General features: G+C 47.3%; 16 protein-coding genes, 1 tRNA gene and 1 pseudogene. 3 read left to right on the top strand and 15 right to left on the bottom strand.

Annotated elements, in window-relative coordinates; translation table 11 throughout:
• Positions 1 to 196 precede the first annotated feature (196 nt).
• The 8 genes from ACN0R8_RS10335 to ACN0R8_RS10300 all read right to left on the bottom strand — a co-directional run bounded on the left by ACN0R8_RS10335 (position 197) and on the right by ACN0R8_RS10300 (position 7,428).
• Entirely contained in the window at positions 197 to 1,180 is a 984-nt protein-coding gene (locus ACN0R8_RS10335; RefSeq protein WP_417597091.1) for a RodZ domain-containing protein, read from the bottom strand.
• A gap of 58 nt (positions 1,181 to 1,238) precedes the next feature.
• Positions 1,239 to 2,000, bottom strand: a complete 762-nt coding sequence (gene pilW / locus ACN0R8_RS10330) for a type IV pilus biogenesis/stability protein PilW (protein ID WP_417597089.1) — start codon at positions 1,998 to 2,000, stop codon at positions 1,239 to 1,241.
• Positions 2,001 to 2,088: 88 nt separating this feature from the next.
• Positions 2,089 to 3,237, bottom strand: coding sequence for a 23S rRNA (adenine(2503)-C(2))-methyltransferase RlmN (rlmN, locus tag ACN0R8_RS10325; protein WP_417597087.1), 1,149 nt, complete (start codon positions 3,235 to 3,237; stop codon positions 2,089 to 2,091).
• A gap of 233 nt (positions 3,238 to 3,470) precedes the next feature.
• Positions 3,471 to 3,899, bottom strand: coding sequence for a nucleoside-diphosphate kinase (gene ndk, locus ACN0R8_RS10320; protein WP_077243124.1), 429 nt, complete (start codon positions 3,897 to 3,899; stop codon positions 3,471 to 3,473).
• Between the two features lie 237 nt (positions 3,900 to 4,136).
• The gene (locus ACN0R8_RS10315) at positions 4,137 to 4,460 is read right to left on the bottom strand and encodes a HesB/IscA family protein (protein ID WP_077243125.1); all 324 of its coding nucleotides are present in this window, start codon (positions 4,458 to 4,460) and stop codon (positions 4,137 to 4,139) included.
• Between the two features lie 160 nt (positions 4,461 to 4,620).
• The gene (locus ACN0R8_RS10310; RefSeq protein WP_417597084.1) at positions 4,621 to 5,766 is read right to left on the bottom strand and encodes an IscS subfamily cysteine desulfurase; all 1,146 of its coding nucleotides are present in this window, start codon (positions 5,764 to 5,766) and stop codon (positions 4,621 to 4,623) included.
• A gap of 160 nt (positions 5,767 to 5,926) precedes the next feature.
• Positions 5,927 to 6,400 (bottom strand): Fe-S cluster assembly transcriptional regulator IscR, encoded by a 474-nt coding sequence (iscR, locus tag ACN0R8_RS10305; protein WP_417597082.1) that lies wholly within the window; start codon positions 6,398 to 6,400, stop codon positions 5,927 to 5,929.
• 230 nt (positions 6,401 to 6,630) lie between these two features.
• Positions 6,631 to 7,428, bottom strand: coding sequence for an RNA methyltransferase (locus ACN0R8_RS10300; protein ID WP_417597079.1), 798 nt, complete (start codon positions 7,426 to 7,428; stop codon positions 6,631 to 6,633).
• Between the two features lie 372 nt (positions 7,429 to 7,800).
• On the opposite strand from ACN0R8_RS10300, the gene ACN0R8_RS10295 reads away from it, so the two are divergent.
• Complete coding sequence (locus ACN0R8_RS10295; protein WP_417597077.1) at positions 7,801 to 8,595, top strand: inositol monophosphatase family protein; 795 nt, start codon at positions 7,801 to 7,803, stop codon at positions 8,593 to 8,595.
• A 211-nt stretch (positions 8,596 to 8,806) separates the two neighbouring features.
• Here ACN0R8_RS10295 and secF read toward each other — a convergent pair whose 3' ends face one another.
• The 5 genes from secF to queA form a co-directional block, all read right to left on the bottom strand.
• Positions 8,807 to 9,730 (bottom strand): protein translocase subunit SecF, encoded by a 924-nt coding sequence (secF, locus tag ACN0R8_RS10290; RefSeq protein WP_417597075.1) that lies wholly within the window; start codon positions 9,728 to 9,730, stop codon positions 8,807 to 8,809.
• A 97-nt stretch (positions 9,731 to 9,827) separates the two neighbouring features.
• Positions 9,828 to 11,678, bottom strand: a complete 1,851-nt coding sequence (gene secD / locus ACN0R8_RS10285; protein WP_417597073.1) for a protein translocase subunit SecD — start codon at positions 11,676 to 11,678, stop codon at positions 9,828 to 9,830.
• A 75-nt stretch (positions 11,679 to 11,753) separates the two neighbouring features.
• On the bottom strand, positions 11,754 to 12,083 hold the full coding sequence (gene yajC / locus ACN0R8_RS10280) for a preprotein translocase subunit YajC (protein ID WP_417597071.1): 330 nt from the start codon (positions 12,081 to 12,083) through the stop codon (positions 11,754 to 11,756).
• A 300-nt stretch (positions 12,084 to 12,383) separates the two neighbouring features.
• Complete coding sequence (tgt, locus tag ACN0R8_RS10275; RefSeq protein ID WP_417597068.1) at positions 12,384 to 13,520, bottom strand: tRNA guanosine(34) transglycosylase Tgt; 1,137 nt, start codon at positions 13,518 to 13,520, stop codon at positions 12,384 to 12,386.
• A gap of 150 nt (positions 13,521 to 13,670) precedes the next feature.
• Complete coding sequence (queA, locus tag ACN0R8_RS10270; protein ID WP_417597066.1) at positions 13,671 to 14,738, bottom strand: tRNA preQ1(34) S-adenosylmethionine ribosyltransferase-isomerase QueA; 1,068 nt, start codon at positions 14,736 to 14,738, stop codon at positions 13,671 to 13,673.
• Positions 14,739 to 14,893: 155 nt separating this feature from the next.
• Between queA and ACN0R8_RS10265 the strand changes: the two genes are divergently transcribed.
• Both ACN0R8_RS10265 and ACN0R8_RS10260 read left to right on the top strand, forming a co-directional pair.
• Positions 14,894 to 14,978 (top strand) — tRNA-Leu (locus tag ACN0R8_RS10265).
• Between the two features lie 147 nt (positions 14,979 to 15,125).
• Positions 15,126 to 15,392, top strand: a pseudogene (locus tag ACN0R8_RS10260) (transposase); the annotation flags it as partial.
• Between the two features lie 18 nt (positions 15,393 to 15,410).
• Here the strand turns inward: ACN0R8_RS10260 and ACN0R8_RS10255 are convergent.
• Complete coding sequence (locus tag ACN0R8_RS10255) at positions 15,411 to 16,193, bottom strand: hypothetical protein (protein WP_417597064.1); 783 nt, start codon at positions 16,191 to 16,193, stop codon at positions 15,411 to 15,413.
• Positions 16,190 to 16,450 (bottom strand): helix-turn-helix domain-containing protein, encoded by a 261-nt coding sequence (locus ACN0R8_RS10250; protein WP_417597062.1) that lies wholly within the window; start codon positions 16,448 to 16,450, stop codon positions 16,190 to 16,192. Before ACN0R8_RS10250 ends, ACN0R8_RS10255 begins: the two co-directional genes overlap by 4 nt.
• Positions 16,451 to 16,509 lie beyond the last annotated feature (59 nt).

Raw genomic sequence — 16,509 nt, 5'->3', positions numbered from 1 at the left:
ATTGCCTCTCTCTTTAACAAACGGCCGTACTCAATACTCTAAGCCGCACTCAACACTCTATACTGCCTTACGAAACAGATAAGGCCTGCTCTACAAACAGCAAAGCTCCGGCCAATAAATTGACCAGAGCCTGACCGGAAAAGGAGCACAAATGCTCCTATTTTAAATCTGATATCACTCGTTCTGCACCCAGCTTTTACTCGCCTAATGTGAAACGCGCAATATTGTTGCGATTGGTGTGAGGTTTAAGATCAACCTCTTCACCCTGATAGCTCACCACAGCACCGGTAGCATTACCGATCATCAGTTTAAACGGTGGAACCCCTTCAACCACGGATTCTTCTCCAGCCTGTTTAAGATTTGAGACAACCTGAATACCCCGGCCATCCGTAATCTCAATCCAGCACTCTTCCGTATAAGTAATCATCAGGCGTGCCTGCATTGAAACAGCCTGACCAATTTCTTCCGGCGTTGGCTCAACAGAAACAGCCTCAGGCCCGGATTCAGAAGCACCGACTTCAGTCGCTGATTCCTGAGTCAAAGGAAGCTCTTCAGCGATCTCTTCTGTGATGGCCGGATCGTCTTCCGATACAGCTTCATCGTTTGTATCACTAGGTACTACGGCGGGTTCTTCTGTCAAACCCTCTTCGTCAGTATCAGACAGGTCCATCTGGGCAATAATGGTTTCTCCCCCCGACGTCTCAACCGTAACCGTATCGCTCTGCACCAAGCTCAGTGGCTCAGAACCATTGCGGCTTTGCCACCATATAATTGACAAGGCAATCAGAGCGGCAACAACCGCGATAGTCGTATATTTAATCAGAGGGTCAGATGAACTTCTCTGAGGCTTAATAACCTCAACCGGCTTATAGCGCTCCTCAGGCTTAGGCTCTTCATTGAAATTTGTATTATAAATATCTATCAGTGCCTCAGCCTCAACCCCAACCAGTTTTGCGTATGCACGCAGATAACCGCGGATAAAGGTTGTACCAGGTAAAGCGCTGTAATTGTCTTCTTCAATCTGAGTCACAAAGGAGTGTTTCAGATTAAGTTTTTCAGATACTTCACGGGTAGTGAGCTGCATACGCTCACGACCTTTTTTTAGCTGTTCTCCGGGCATATTCTCCGGAAGCGGGGCATCAGACTGAGTATCATCATGAGTGGCAACGGTATCGGTCATGATCGGATAAGTTCCTTGCGGTCTCGGTTCTGTATCAGTGTTTTAGCGTTTTGGTTTTTTAATTCGCTTCCTTCAGCCGGGATAACTCAAGTAAATAACGGCTGTGTTCTGCGTTTTTCCCCAACTGATCGGCCAGTCGGATACCTAACATTAAACTCCGCCCAGATGCTTTGGCAACTTTCAAATGTTTCTTTAGGTAACCCCAAGCGTTTTGCGGATAATTTTGCATATCTTTAATAGATGCTAACTCTAACAGGGCTCGAGCGGAGTTACGATCTAATTGCAGCGCTCTTTTAAAAGAAGTTTCCGCTTTAGTGATCTGGTTCAGCTGAAGCTGACACAACCCCAGATTCTCAAATGCCAGTCGCCGTTTTACATACAAGGTATCTTCTACGGTGATTTCAAGCTGATGGCAAGCCTCAACGTAGCGCCCCTGACTGTAAAGAAAAGCCGCATAGTTATTCCTTGCCACTGAAAACGAGCCACCTGCTCTTAACGCCGTTTTAAAGTACTCTTCAGCTAGCTCGATCTCACCTTCCTTCTGATAGATAAGCGCCATTCCATGCACCGCATCATAGGCTTTATCGTCAAAATTAAGAGCTTTTAAAAAAGCGCGCTTAGATCTCTCAATATTGTCACGCTCAAGATAAGCAAAGCCAAGCTGGGTATAAGAATGAACGCTTTGCTGGATAGAAGATGGATTTAGCTTAGGCTGTTCCGGTTGCGCAGAACAGCCCTGCAATGACCACATAAATATCATCATCAAATAAGCAGAAAAACAAACTCTGCTATTTATCTTTAGCACAAATTGCAATGCCATGGCCTTCCTTATGCCTGCAATAATAGAACCTAAAACAATCCAAGTTTCACACAAAACTCAATACTAGCTGAATACATGCTCAAATCTATCAGACTGCATCCTGATTCTGACCGGCGTCAACAATCTGTACAGAATCAATCAGGTTTTCCGCATATTTCGCACTACGGCGCGTTCTGTCCATCACCTGCCCGACCAGTTGGCCGCAAGCCGCGTCAATATCATCGCCACGGGTACTGCGCACAGTAACCACATAACCGGAATCGATCAGGGCATCTCGAAAACGCATGATGGCATTGCGACTTGGGCGCATATAATCATTGTTAGGGAAAGGATTAAATGGGATCAGATTGATTTTGCAGTCCAGCTTACGCAACACTTTGGCTAACTGAGCCGCCTGCTGGGGCTGATCATTAACACCGGCAATCAGAGTGTACTCAATCGTTATAGACCGGTTATCCCCCAGGGTATCCAGATAGCGCTGACAGGTATCCAGCAGCATATGAATCGGATACTTTTTGTTGATGGGCACCAGTTCGTTACGCAGCTCGTCATTTGGCGCATGCAGTGAAATTGCCAAGGCAACATCAATTTGACCGATCATCTTCTCCAGCTGAGGCACCACACCGGAGGTACTTAACGTCACACGACGCTTAGACAGACCATAACCCATATCATCCAACATCAGACGCATAGAGGACATTACCGGCTCAAAATTCATCAGTGGTTCGCCCATCCCCATCATCACAACATTGGTCACAGGGCGCTGTTTAGTATCAGTCCGTGGGCCAAAGGAGCGCTGCGCAACCCAAACCTGACCAATGATTTCTGCTGGAGTCAGATTACGTTGAAAGCCCTGCTTGCCGGTAGAGCAAAAACTACAATCCAAAGAGCAGCCTACCTGGGAAGAGACACACAAAGTACGGCGTTTCTCATCCATTGGAATCAGCACAGTTTCAATGCAGCTGCCGCCATCAACCTTCAGAACCCATTTCCGGGTTCCATCATCAGAGAAATCCTGGTAAACAACTTCTGGTCCACGCACTTCCGCAACATCTTTCAGCTTTGCCCGCAGGGCTTTGCTCAAATTAGTCATCTCATCAAAGTTATCCACACCGTAATGGTGAATCCACTTCATCACCTGAGCGGTACGGAAACGCTTCTCACCGATAGAATCGAAAAAAGCCTCCATCTGAGGTGTTGTTAAACCCAGTAGATTGGTTTTTGTTTGCTCGCTCATATCGTTATACCGGTAAAAAAAGAGAAAGGGTTATCTGGCGAAGGTTTCTGTCAGCTACTCATCAGTATAACTGGCAGCAAACATCACAGAAAAACCTGAAAGACGTTAAAATTCCTTTGTAAACAATGACCTGAAACACCGAATACAAAACCACAAACAGCCACTCTAGGTGGCTGTTTGTGTTTGGCCTGATCTGCACGGCAACACCGCTCAACTCAGTCCCGCATCAGAAATTAACCCCGTGGGCAGATTTCATCAGCGTTGAAGAAGTAAGCTACTTCACGCTCTGCAGAAGCTGCAGAATCAGAACCGTGAACTGCGTTCGCGTCGATAGACTCAGCGAAGTCACGACGGATAGTGCCTTCAGCCGCTTCTTTAGGGTTAGTTGCACCCATCAGGTCACGGTTAGTCAGAATTGCGTTTTCACCTTCCAGAACCTGTACAACAACAGGGCCAGAAGTCATAAATGCAACCAGATCGCCGAAGAAAGGACGCTCTTTATGCTCAGCATAGAAACCCTCAGCCTGCTCTTGAGACAGGTGAACCATTTTAGCTGCAACAACCTGCAGACCTGCGTTTTCAAAACGGGCAATGATCTGACCAACAACATTCTTAGCGACTGCATCAGGCTTGATAATAGAAAGAGTACGTTCAACTGCCATTGGATATTTCTCCAGCATATGTTCTGTGAAAAGTGTGAACAGTGAAAAAAGTGAACATTACTACGTAAGACATTTTTCATGTTCCGCCATAAAAACCCGCGAAGTATACGCAGATTGTTGGCAAATTAGTATGTCAAGCCGTGATTTTCTGGCAAAAAAACGTAAAAAAACCAACGTATATTTTAACACTGATCAAATCGACAATGATTCATCAACCTCACATGGGCAAACATGTCATCAGACATTAAAGCTTTCGCCACAACCGCACTCATCTTTCACATTTGGGTTGTTAAAACGGAAAAAACTGTTCAGACCCTGAGTGACATAATCAACCTCACTGCCATCCAGAATATCGAGCGCCTCAGCATCGACAATCACCTTTACATCATGCTGCTCGAATACATGATCTTCAGAGGCCACTTCATCGGCAAAATCCAGTACATAAGAGTAACCGGAGCAACCGCTTGGTTTTACCTTAACTCTAAGGCCTTCGCCTTTGCCACGATCAGCCAGGCACTTACGAATATGACCCGCTGCTGATTCTGTAATTGTAACCGCCATAACGGACTCCTTAATAATCACCTCTGCCTTACGACAGAAACAGGTTCATAAATTTCAAAAATAACACTCAGTCTGCTTAGCCGCCAAAATATCCACAGCCACCTAAGGCTTGGACAAGGCTCAGGCCAACAGGTTCTGCCTCCAACCCTAGCTGTCATATCTAACTGCGCAGCGCTGAAACTGCACGTTTAACACTGGCCACCGCCTGCTCGATCTCATCCAAAGTACTAAAGCGCCCCCAGCTAAATCGCAGAGAACTCAATGCAAGACTCCGGCTCAACCCTACGCCACTCAACACATAGGAAGGGTCAACGCTGGCTGAGTTACAGGCAGAACCCGTAGACACCGCCACATCTTTTAAAGCCATTAGCAGTGACTCACCATCGACACCAGAAAAACAAACATTGAGAATACCTGGGTAACCAGACTCCAGGTCGCCATTCACCGAAACACCATCCAGTTCAGATATCCCCTGCCAGAACTGCGAACGAAGACGGGTCAAATGCTCATGGTCCTTTTCCAAGCGATCAACAGCAATCTTCATCGCTTCTGCCATACCGACAATCTGGTGAGTCGGCAGAGTACCTGACCGCATACCTCTTTCATGCCCACCACCATGCATCTGCGCAGCAACTTTCAGCGCCGGATCACGCCGGACATAAAGAGCCCCCATTCCTTTCGGGCCATAAAATTTATGGGCACTGAAAGAGACTAGGTCTATCGGCATGTGAGCAAGATCCATTGCTATTTTGCCACCCGCCTGGGCTGCATCAACATGAAAGATTACACCGTTTTCCCGCAGCAGGCTGCCGATCTCCTGCACCGGATTAATACTGCCCAGTTCATTATTCACCCACATAAAAGAAGCCAGGATCGTATCTTCACGCAGGGCATCCTCAACCTGATCAACGGAGATCACCCCCTTACTGTCCGGCTTAAGGTAGGTTACATCAAAGCCCTGAACCTCAAGCCAGCCACAGGTATCCAGTACAGCTTTATGCTCAATGGCAGAGGTAATAATATGACGTCCTTGAGACTGACGCGCTTCAGCGACACCTTTCAGTGCCAGATTGTTCGACTCCGTAGCCCCTGACGTCCAGACAACTTCTCTCAGATCACAACCAATCGATTTAGCAATAACCTGACGCGCCTCTTCAACGGCCTGCTCTGCAAACCAACCCAGCATATGCGCACGGGAGGCCGGATTGGCAAAACAACCGTCAGAGGTCAGGTATTGCATCATTTTTTCTGCTACAAGAGGGTCAACCGGTGTGGTTGCAGCATAATCCATATATAAGGTTTGCATTGTTTCGATACCAGTTCATGCCACGACAGCAGTGGCTGATTAGCAACAAAGGAGAGAAAGGCTTGTGTAAGCTGGGCTGTCGAAGACGCACATTATATAACGCTCAGACGACAAAGCCAGACCGGGGTCTGGCTTAGTCAGGCGCGACCTCAATGCCGGATTACATCATCGCAATCTGGATCTTATTGCTGTCATCTTCACCTTTAAGGCCACAAGCCTCTCGCCCGGAATCTTCATGCTGACGCACCAACTCACCCAGACTGATGCCATTCAGGAAGTTGTGGATCTGATCACTCAGCTGACACCACAAATGATGGGTCAGACACTCACGACCATCTTTGCAATCGCCCTGTCCCTGACAACGGGTTGCATCGACGGATTCATTAACAGCATCAATTACCTGCGCAACGAAGATATCATCACTTGCGCGGCTTAACTGATAACCGCCACCCGGCCCCCGAACACTACTGACCAGCTCATTACGGCGCAACTTGGCAAAAAGCTGTTCAAGATAGGAAAGCGAAATTTCCTGCCGCTTTGAAATATCAGCCAGGCTCACCGGCCCCTCAGTCGCATGTAACGCCAGATCCAGCATCGCGGTTACTGCATAACGCCCTTTGGTCGTTAGCCGCATTGTGTTGTCCCCAATAGTTCAGATAAATCCCTGGCAACTCCAGCCTGCTACCCGACATCAAACAGATCCTGATATCAAACAAATAAATCAGCAGTAAAGACTTTAGTTTACCCTTATTGTTCAGGCATTATGATAACACCTACTGTTTTGGTCAAGTATTGAAGGGTAAAAGCAGATCGATCTCGGTCAATGCCTGAAGCACGCTTAATAAGCAACTGAATCGCCCGATGTTATTTTTTATGTTGCAGTCCGGCTGATTTTTCTGTTGCCGTCAGGATGCCACGAAGAATGTTCAGCTCTGTCTGATCCAGCCGGGCCCGCTGATAAAGCCTGCGTAAACGCTGCATCAGATTACGGGGATTATCCGGGTCATAGAAATCCAGACCAATCAGAACCTGTTCCAGATGAAGGTAGAAGCGCTCAACATCGGCAGCATCTGCCCAGTCCACATCCCAGTCATCCCTCCAGTCAGGTAAGGTTTTATTCTGCAGCTCAAGCCACTTAACCCTTAACTCGTAAACTAAAACCTGAACCGCTGCTGCAACATTCAATGAACTAAAGCTTTCATCTGTCGGGATATTGACATGAAAGTGGCAAAGAGCCAGCTCTTCATTGGTTAAGCCTCTGTCCTCCCGCCCGAATACCAGAGCTATCTGTGCATCCTGCTGTGCGATAACAGCCTGAGCCACCTCATCTGCCATCTGCCTTGGAGTGATCAATGGCCAGCATAGATTACGCTGGCGAGCACTGGTGCCAATCACTAACTGGCACCCGGAGACTGCAGATTCCAGGTTCTCAAAGGTAACGGCCTGATCCAGAATTTCATCAGCCCGGGAGCTTCGGGCATAAGCATCTTCATCAGGTTGTTTTTTTGGTGCAACCAGCGCCAGATTCGATAATCCCATATTTTTCATCGCCCGGGCCGCGGCGCCAATATTGCCGGTATGGGTGGTATTGACCAATACAATACGGACATTCTGCAGCAGCCCCTGAACACCTTCTGCCTGATCATTTACATTTGTCGGCATGACTCCAATCATCTCCATTATTTCAATTATCCGGAACCTGTTGACACCCAGCTACGATCGAAGCTGACGACAAAGGTGTGACTGATAAAACAGGAAAGCGTAAAAATTTCATTCCACAACCATGGCAGCCCATTTTCTTGGGAACATTCTGCAAAGGAGCGCCATCCAGTGAATATTTTACTTTAAACTCAATAAACTAGGGTTACCTTATCATCTGTTCAAAGATGACAACATCTCCCCCTGCGGGTAAAGCATAAGCCTGACTCAGCCCTCTCTCCCTTGTTCTAAAGAAAACAGCCCTCGATTTCCGCTTTTTTTCTGGTATGATGCGCGCCTTCGTTCTTTAACAATGTTTCATCTGACGGTAATCGCATGCATCCAATGGTTCAATTGGCGCTGCGCACTGCGCGTAGTGCTGTGCAAAATTTTCAGCGTATCAACGAGCGTCTTGAATTTGCTCGTGAAGACAACAAAATCGAACAACTTCTTGATGATACAGCCCGCTCTGTAGAAGGCTACATTATCAATCAACTGCGTCGAGCCCACCCTGAACACAGCTTCAAAGGCCAATATGAGCGGCTAAGCACCGGTGAAGGAGAGGGAAAAGACGTACTTTGGAATGTACAGCCGACTCACGGATGGAACAACCTGGCTCGCTCTATTCCTCAGAGTGCAGTCTCTATCAGTATTGAAATTAAAGAAAAAATTGAGCATGTGGTTGTTATCAACCCGTTCACCGGTGATGAGTTCTACGCGTCCCGGGGTCGCGGTGCTCAGTTAAATGGCCGCCGTATGCGTGCCAGTAACCAGCGCTCTCTCGACGCAGGCAAGTACGCACTACCTCTTCCAGGTCTGAACACCCGCGCGCGTAATTTCCCTATTTATATGGCAATGACACAACAGCTGGGCCAGGTCGCTGAAAGCTTCCACGCCAGTGGCTGTGTCTTGCTTGACCTGCTAAGCACCGTGTCCGGCCACACTGATGCCTGTGTTGCCTTTGGTGCTAAGGATCAGGAAATGCGCATCGCAGCTGTCTTCGCAAAAGAAGCAGGCTCACTCATTGGAGCCATTGACGGCAGCCCTAACCTGCCGCAGGATGGCAACCTTATTGTTGCCAATCCTAAGATGTATAAGGTTCTGTTGCAGATTACTAAAGCACACCTGTAACCGCGCTTTCATCTCGGTTTAGCTTTCTTTCTCTACGAAAGCCAGCGCCCCGTCCTAATAAGGCCGGGGCGTTTTTTATTGTCTTGCGTCTTCCTGGCAACTCTACCCTTCCGAAAAAACCTCACGGGCAATACAGAAACCAAAAAGCCGGCCACTTCACTCATTTAAGAAAAGTGCCGGCTTATAAAACAAAGACCTGAAAACAGTCTAACTAAGGACGATCATCCTCAACTTCACCTTCTTTCTCCGGTGCCATGAGATCTTCACGGTCAACCTTCAAAGCCAGCAGCACATTCGCCGCAACATAGATCGATGAGTAGGTACCAACCAGCACCCCAGCGAGTAAAGCGATGGCAAAGTTGTGGATCAGCTCACCACCAAAGAAAAAGAGCGCAAGTAGCACCAGCAAGGTGGTCAAAGAAGTGATCAGGGTACGACCCAGCGTCTGATTCAGAGAAACATTGACGATATCCTCCGGTGTACCCGTACGTAAACGGCGAAAGTTCTCACGGATACGATCCGAAACCACAATCGTATCATTCAGGGAATAACCAATTACGGCCAAAACAGCAGCCAGAACAGTCAGGTCAAAATCTAACTGAAGGATAGAAAACAACCCCAGCATAATGATCACATCATGCGCCAGCGCCGTAACTGAAGCTACAGAGAACTTCAGCTGGAAGCGAAACGCAACGTAAACCATCACCAGCCCCAGCGCCAACAACATGCCAAGACCGCCCTGATCGCGCAACTCTTCACCCACCTGCGCACCAACAAACTCGGCACGCTTCAGCTCCACATCGTAAGATGCATTGCCTTGAATGGCAGCCAGAACATCATTCCCGACAGTAGGGGAAAAGCCCTGCGCCAGCCTGACCAAAATATCAAGATCGCTACCGAAGTTCTGTACGGTAACATCCTCAAAGCCAGCATTTTCCAGCTCACTGCGCAGATCATTCAGTACCGGCGGTTGCTGAAAGCTGACTTCCACCAATGTACCACCGGTAAAGTCCAAGCCCAGTTTGAGTTGATTTACTGCCAACGATGCCAACGACAGCAGCACCAGTGCAACAGAGATAAATCCAGCAATTTTACGCTTGGCCATAAAATCGATGGAGCGATTGATCCGTGACATACGTATTCCCACTTTATAGGGTTTTCCACTTTATCAGGCGGCGAATACCGCCCGACACGATCAGAGACTTCTCATACAACAAAAGACACTCAAATCGTCAGATCGATAACTTTTTCACCTGGCGACCGCCATAAACAACATTCACCAGTGCACGGGTTACCATAATTGCGGTAAACATAGAGGTGATGATCCCCAGCGACAGCGTCACTGCAAAGCCTTTAACCGGGCCTGTCCCGACGGCAAACAGAATGACCGCTACTAATAATGTCGTCAGATTGGCATCAAAAATGGTGACAAAGGCACGCTCAAAGCCTGCATGAATCGCCATCTGAGGTGAAGCCCCATTACGCATCTCTTCTTTAATACGTGAGAAGATCAACACATTAGCATCCACCGCCATCCCGAGCGTCAGGACGATACCAGCAATACCCGGCAAGGTCAGCGTAGCAGACATCATCGACATCAGAGCGGCCAATAAAACCAGGTTCGCCGTTAACGCCACATTAGCGATAAGACCAAATACCCGATAGAAAGCCAGCATAAAGATTACAACCATCGCCATACCAATCTGGACAGAAGTAACCCCTAGTTCGATATTTTCTTTACCCAGGCTCGGACCGATGGTGCGCTCTTCAACAAAGTAGATAGGCGCTGCCAAAGAACCCGCACGCAGCAGCAGTGCCAGTTCAGAGGATTCACTTGGTGAGTCCAGACCGGTAATACGGAAGCTGTTACCCAGTGCACTCTGAATAGTTGCGAGTGAGATAATATGCTTTTCAACAAAAGGCACACGTTTCTCAATCCTTTCACCCTCGGCCTCAACGGTATGCGTCTTAACCTTATGCTCCACAAACAACACAGCCATACGGCGACGGATGTTGTTACGGGTTGCACGGTTCATCAACTTACCGCCCTGGGTATCCAGATCGATATTTACCTGAGGACGGCCGTTTTCATCAAAAGCGGACTGCGCATTAGAAACACTATTACCTGTGATAATGATGTCACGCTCAAGTGTTGCCCGACGGGCCTCATTATCGCGGAACGGATACTCTTCGGTATCGAGAACGCCAGCATCTGAGCTGGCTTCCAGACGAAATTCAAGATTCGCTGTTGCTCCCAGAATACGTTTAGCTGCAGCAGTGTCCTGAACACCCGGCAACTCAATCACAATACGGTTACGTCCCTGACGTTGAACCAAAGGTTCAGAGACACCCAACTCATTCACACGATTGCGCAGCGTTGTTAAGTTCTGTTTAACGGCATAATCTTCAATATCACGGGCTGCCTGCTCCGACAATGTCAGGTCAAGAAACAGGTCATCGCCTTCAGAGCGCTCTGTCTGAACAAAATCAACAAACTCTCTCCGTAAAAGAGATTTCGCTTTATCCAGGTACTCGTCATTAGTAAAACGAATACTGATCACCCCCTCATCTCGGGTGATACGGCGATAACGCAAACGCTCGCTACGCAGCAAGGTTTTTATTTCGCTGATATACACTTCATTACGCTGAGCCAGTGCTTCTTTCATATCCACTTCCATCAGGAAGTGCACACCACCACGCAGATCCAGCCCAAGTTTCATAGGGCCAGCTCCCAGATCCATCAGCCATTGCGGCGTGGTCGGGGCCAAATTCAAAGCAACAACAAAGTCCTGACCCAGAGTACCCTGAATCAAAGTCTTCGCTTTCAGCTGATCTTCATCATGTTTGAAACGAATGATACCGTTGTTGTTCTCAATCTCTTCACCAAAGTATTCGATACCCGCTTTATCAAGAGCACGGGTAACCTGGCTAAGATGTCGTTCGCTAACCTGTACAGAGCCACGCTGAGGCGTCAGCTGTACTGCAGGATCATCCGGATACAGGTTTGGCAGCGCGTAAACAACGCCCATTGCCACAACCACAAGAATCAGCAGATATTTCCAGAGAGGATATTTATTGATCATGAGCTGTTACGTTCCTTAAAACACCCGCTCGTAAAACCAACACTGCCGGCAAGTGCCGGCAGTATCTGGATCTACTTAGATGGACTTGATGGTGCCTTTAGGCAATACCGCTACGACAGAGGCTTTCTGTACGTTTACTTCGGTGCCTTCTGCGATTTCCATCACAACAAACTCATCAGCGACTTTTATGATACGACCCACCAGGCCACCACCAACAACAACTTCATCACCTTTTGAGATACCTGCTACCAGTTCACGATGCTCTTTGGCACGCTTACTTTGCGGACGCCACAACATAAAGTAGAAAATGACAACAAAACCGACCAGAAGGAAAATCTGGCTCATTGCGCTTGGATCAGCGGCTGCGCCACCTTCAGCAAAAGCTGGAGAGATAAAAAAGCTCATTGATGAGTCCTCTATTATTTTTTCAAATGTTTAGAATTGCTAACGTTAAAATTGCTAACGTTTTCAAACTGTTTACAGGCAACTGGCTGGTAATATCCACATATTTGCAAGAGATGCGGCCAATTTCAGCAATTACAAGGGAATGCCCTTACCACAGCTCAGGCCACAGGTTTGGTATACCGAACTGCGACCTTGCCAGATGAAGTACCAACATGACTACTATAAAGTACCAGCATGGCTTAACCGATCTGTGACACTACACTTAACGACGAGTTCCTGCAGCCTGCCGTCACCAGAGAATTACTCTGCTAATTCAGGTACTTCCCGTCCCAAACGGGCATAGAAGTCACTGACAAAGTCGTCCAATTTACCCTGTTCAATAGCATCGCGCAAACCGGCCATCAGACGCTGATAATAGCGAAGGTTATGGATCGTATTCAGCTGAGCACCCAGCATCTCCTTACACTTGTCTAAGTGATGCAGATAGCTACGGCTGAAATTCTGACAGGTGTAACAATCGCACTCTTTTTCCAGCGGGCCATCATCGTGGCGGTGCACCGCATTTCGGATCTTGATCACACCATCAGCAGTAAACAAGTGGCCATTACGGGCATTACGGGTTGGCATTACGCAATCAAACATATCCACCCCCCGACGAACGCCTTCCACCAGATCTTCTGGCTTACCAACCCCCATCAGATAGCGCGGACGATTTTCCGGCATCATCGCTGGCAGGTAGTCCAGCACCTGGATCATTTCATCTTTTGGCTCCCCAACTGACAGCCCGCCAATGGCGTATCCATCAAAGCCGATATCCGTTAAACCTTTCAGAGAAACATCACGCAAGTCTTTAAACATGCCGCCCTGAATAATCCCGAACAATGCAGAAGGGTTATCGCCATGGGCATCCTTAGAGCGTTTCGCCCAGCGCAAGGACATCTCCATGGATTCTTTAGCCTCTTTGTGAGTCGCCGGGTATGGCGTACATTCATCAAAGATCATTACAACATCAGAACCCAGATCCCGCTGCACCTGCATGGAACGCTCAGGGTCGATAAAAACCTTCTCACCATTAACAGGTGAGCGGAATTCCACGCCCTTCTCTGTAATCTTACGCATCGCACCTAAACTGAATACCTGAAAGCCGCCGGAATCCGTCAGAATCGGCCCCTTCCACTGGATAAAGTCATGCAGGTCACCATGCTTTTTCACCACTTCTGTGCCCGGGCGCAGCATCAGGTGAAAGGTATTGCCCAAAATAATCTCAGCACCGATCTCTTCAATATCACGGGGCAACATACCTTTTACCGTGCCATAAGTACCTACCGGCATAAATGCGGGGGTCTGCACCTTACCGCGCGGAAAGGTCAGCTCACCACGGCGCGCTTTGCCGTCGGTAGCTTTCAGCTCGTATTTCATAAAACATTCGCGGGACATAAAAAATCCAAGGGGCGTCACGCCCATCTGTTACTGGGTGTACGGCTGGTTTTAAACACCAACCGCAAAGCGATGGCTTAGCTGCTATGTCACCTCGCAGAAAGCCAGTCGCAGCTAAAATTTGCTACGCAACACAATCAACCTTACCGCTTAAGCTGCACTGGGCGGAAGATCGGGCTGAGTATTTTGAGAAATAAACATAGCATCGCCATAACTAAAAAAACGATACTCCTGTTCCACAGCTTCTTTATAAGCCTGCATCATAGTGCTATAGCCAGCTAACGCACTGACCAGCATCAGAAGTGTGGATTCCGGCAAATGAAAGTTGGTCAGCAGTGAATCAACTACCTGAAAACGATAACCGGGATAAATAAAAATATTCGTATCGGTCTGAACCGGCTCAATCTCACCGGGTGTACGGCTTAACTTCGCGGCAGTCTCCAGACAACGGACACTAGTCGTACCCACCGCAATCACACGATTACCGCGCGCTTTAGTCTCTTTAACCTGCTGGCAAACATCAGCACTCACCTGCACAAATTCCGAGTGCATGTGATGTTCGAAAATATTGTCAGCCTTAACCGGCTGGAACGTACCAGCTCCCACATGCAGCGTTACAAAGGCCGTTTTGACCCCTTTATCCGCCAGAGACTGCAGTAACGCTTCATCAAAGTGTAAACCAGCCGTTGGGGCTGCCACAGCACCAGCATTTTTGCCATAAACCGTCTGATAACGTTCACGGTCTTCCAGCTCATCTTCCCGGTCTATATAGGGAGGCAGCGGCATATGACCAATTTTCTCCAACAGCTCTAGAAGGTCAGCCTGCGGATCAAATTGAATCTCAAACAAAGCATCCTGGCGACCCAGCACTTCAACTTCAGAGTCATCCTGCAGAATCAGTTTCGCTCCCGCTTTGGGCGATCGACTGGACCTTATATGCGCCAGCGCCCGGTTATCTTCCTGCAGGCGCTCCAGCAGAATTTCGATCTTGCCACCGGACTCCTTCCTGCCAAACAAGCGCGCCGGTATCACACGGGTATCATTAAACACCATGAGGTCGCCCGGTCGAACCAGGTCTAGAATATCGGTAAACCGCCCATGGCTCAGCACACCAGAATCACCATCAACCTGTAGCAAACGACTGGCAGTGCGTTCTTTTGTGGGGTAACGGGCGATCAGGGATTCGGGCAGATTAAAAGTAAAATCAGTTCGTAGCATTGGGAGTCTTAGGTTATCTGCAGGGAAAAGAAGACAGGAATATTATCGGAAAGCAGCAATGAAGTCATTGACGGGACTGGAGATTCTTTTATAATGCGCCTCACGTTTGTACAGATACTTCTACACACGAGTGTGTCGCATGTATTACAAACTGTGCCAGTGTGGTGAAATTGGTAGACACGTCGGATTCAAAATCCGATTCCTTCGGGAGTGCCGGTTCGATTCCGGCCACTGGTACCACTTATTCTTTCAACAAAAGCTCACAGCGATGTGGGCTTTTGTTGTTTCTGGCCTCCGTAAAGATTTCTTCTCTCCCCTAGCCTCGCCTATTTCAGGGCCATCTGTGCTTTTTATGTGCATTAATATCCTAAACAAGTCCTGGTGAAGTTAATGTCGGTTTACTTTAAGTACCCGGAACAGATGCGCAAAGCGATTGACACGACCAATGCGGTTGGGGCGGTGCATCGCCAGTTCCGCAAACTGACCAAGACCAAAGGCGGCTTCGCCAATGAAAACTCGTTGCTCAAGCTGCTGTACGCGGGTATGTTGAAGGCCTCAGAAAATTAGACGCATCCGGTGCAAAACAGGAACCTGACGTTGTCGCAGCTGAGCATCCACTTTGAAGGACGGATCGACGGTTACGTGGATCTGTAAGTAATGGGTGACACAGAACTATGAACACCCTCCATAAATTTTTTTATACACCTCAATCCGTTGCTCATTGTCTAATGGAGAAAAACAAAATAAATCAACTGATTTATTACCGATTCGAAAAGAGAAATTATTTTTACTATATCTAGGCCAATCAAACCAAAGATCAATATTGATATAAGAAAAAAATATAGACCATTTATATGAATTTTTATCATTTGAATAAATATCTTTAGATAAATAACTCAAATCACCAGTACCGATCAATCCTTTGAAGTACGGATCGAATAAATATTTATCTAGATTAATTGAAAACTCAACCTCCAATCTATAATCGCCTATTCCATTTATACAGTTAACAATATCATCTGGGACAGGTAAGTGGTGTGCATCCAGGTCACAACCAAGAAGTTTCAAGAAGTATTTATATAGATTCTCTTGCTCAAACCTCCAATTACTACCAAAAACTTTCTCAAAGTCGATAAATCCATCGTCAATTATGCTTTTATTTTCAATCAGATATTTATAAAAAGCATCGTATGCAAAGTCAAAAGGTTGCGTTTTAACATTATTGCATTGTGAACAAATATTTTTAGGGAATTTTATTTGCTTAGCATTGGGGCCTTGTAATTCTTTCAAAAAATCTCTTCCATTCTCATCCTTTCTAAAATGAGACAAAGAGTTATCTCCTTTGTAAGGACCTTTGCCATATATATAGGTTAATAAACTCTTTTTAATTTTGTGCTCGCCAGTATCTGCATGTTTACCACAAATCCAACAATTCAAGGGTTCACTCCATTTCATAATGGCAATACCAAAAACGATGCGGGACGTCCACATTTATCTACATGGAAACTAACAAGAACCCTTTTACGTACTTCAGGCGTTATCTTGGTTGGTTGTCCGGAACGGGGTACATCTTTAAGCCCTGATAATCCTGATGCTAAATACCGCTTTCTCCATCGCGTGGCGGTGACCGTACAGCGCCTGAGTACACAGGCAGTATCTGTAATGGATACACCATCGGCTAATCGAAGCACAACCGGTGTAAGAGAAGACATAATAATCACCAATAAATAGAAGCGATGCTACTGACGATAGTTCAGTTTAGGCTGTATGT

This window comes from Oceanospirillum sp. (genome assembly GCF_048265165.1).
Taxonomy (GTDB): domain Bacteria; phylum Pseudomonadota; class Gammaproteobacteria; order Pseudomonadales; family Halomonadaceae; genus Oceanospirillum.
This window is presented reverse-complemented; position numbering and strand designations above follow the sequence as displayed.

Coding starts and splice junctions, on each gene's coding strand:
- ACN0R8_RS10310 (WP_417597084.1), bottom strand. CDS start 5,766: ATGCAAACCTTATATATGGATTATGCTGCAACCACACCGGTTGACCCT.
- iscR (WP_417597082.1), bottom strand. CDS start 6,400: ATGCGGCTAACGACCAAAGGGCGTTATGCAGTAACCGCGATGCTGGAT.
- ACN0R8_RS10315 (WP_077243125.1), bottom strand. CDS start 4,460: ATGGCGGTTACAATTACAGAATCAGCAGCGGGTCATATTCGTAAGTGC.
- secF (WP_417597075.1), bottom strand. CDS start 9,730: ATGTCACGGATCAATCGCTCCATCGATTTTATGGCCAAGCGTAAAATT.
- ACN0R8_RS10255 (WP_417597064.1), bottom strand. CDS start 16,193: ATGAAATGGAGTGAACCCTTGAATTGTTGGATTTGTGGTAAACATGCA.
- pilW (WP_417597089.1), bottom strand. CDS start 2,000: ATGGCATTGCAATTTGTGCTAAAGATAAATAGCAGAGTTTGTTTTTCT.
- secD (WP_417597073.1), bottom strand. CDS start 11,678: ATGATCAATAAATATCCTCTCTGGAAATATCTGCTGATTCTTGTGGTT.
- ACN0R8_RS10295 (WP_417597077.1), top strand. CDS start 7,801: ATGCATCCAATGGTTCAATTGGCGCTGCGCACTGCGCGTAGTGCTGTG.
- ACN0R8_RS10335 (WP_417597091.1), bottom strand. CDS start 1,180: ATGACCGATACCGTTGCCACTCATGATGATACTCAGTCTGATGCCCCG.
- ndk (WP_077243124.1), bottom strand. CDS start 3,899: ATGGCAGTTGAACGTACTCTTTCTATTATCAAGCCTGATGCAGTCGCT.
- ACN0R8_RS10250 (WP_417597062.1), bottom strand. CDS start 16,450: ATGTCTTCTCTTACACCGGTTGTGCTTCGATTAGCCGATGGTGTATCC.
- tgt (WP_417597068.1), bottom strand. CDS start 13,520: ATGTCCCGCGAATGTTTTATGAAATACGAGCTGAAAGCTACCGACGGC.
- rlmN (WP_417597087.1), bottom strand. CDS start 3,237: ATGAGCGAGCAAACAAAAACCAATCTACTGGGTTTAACAACACCTCAG.
- ACN0R8_RS10300 (WP_417597079.1), bottom strand. CDS start 7,428: ATGCCGACAAATGTAAATGATCAGGCAGAAGGTGTTCAGGGGCTGCTG.
- queA (WP_417597066.1), bottom strand. CDS start 14,738: ATGCTACGAACTGATTTTACTTTTAATCTGCCCGAATCCCTGATCGCC.
- yajC (WP_417597071.1), bottom strand. CDS start 12,083: ATGAGCTTTTTTATCTCTCCAGCTTTTGCTGAAGGTGGCGCAGCCGCT.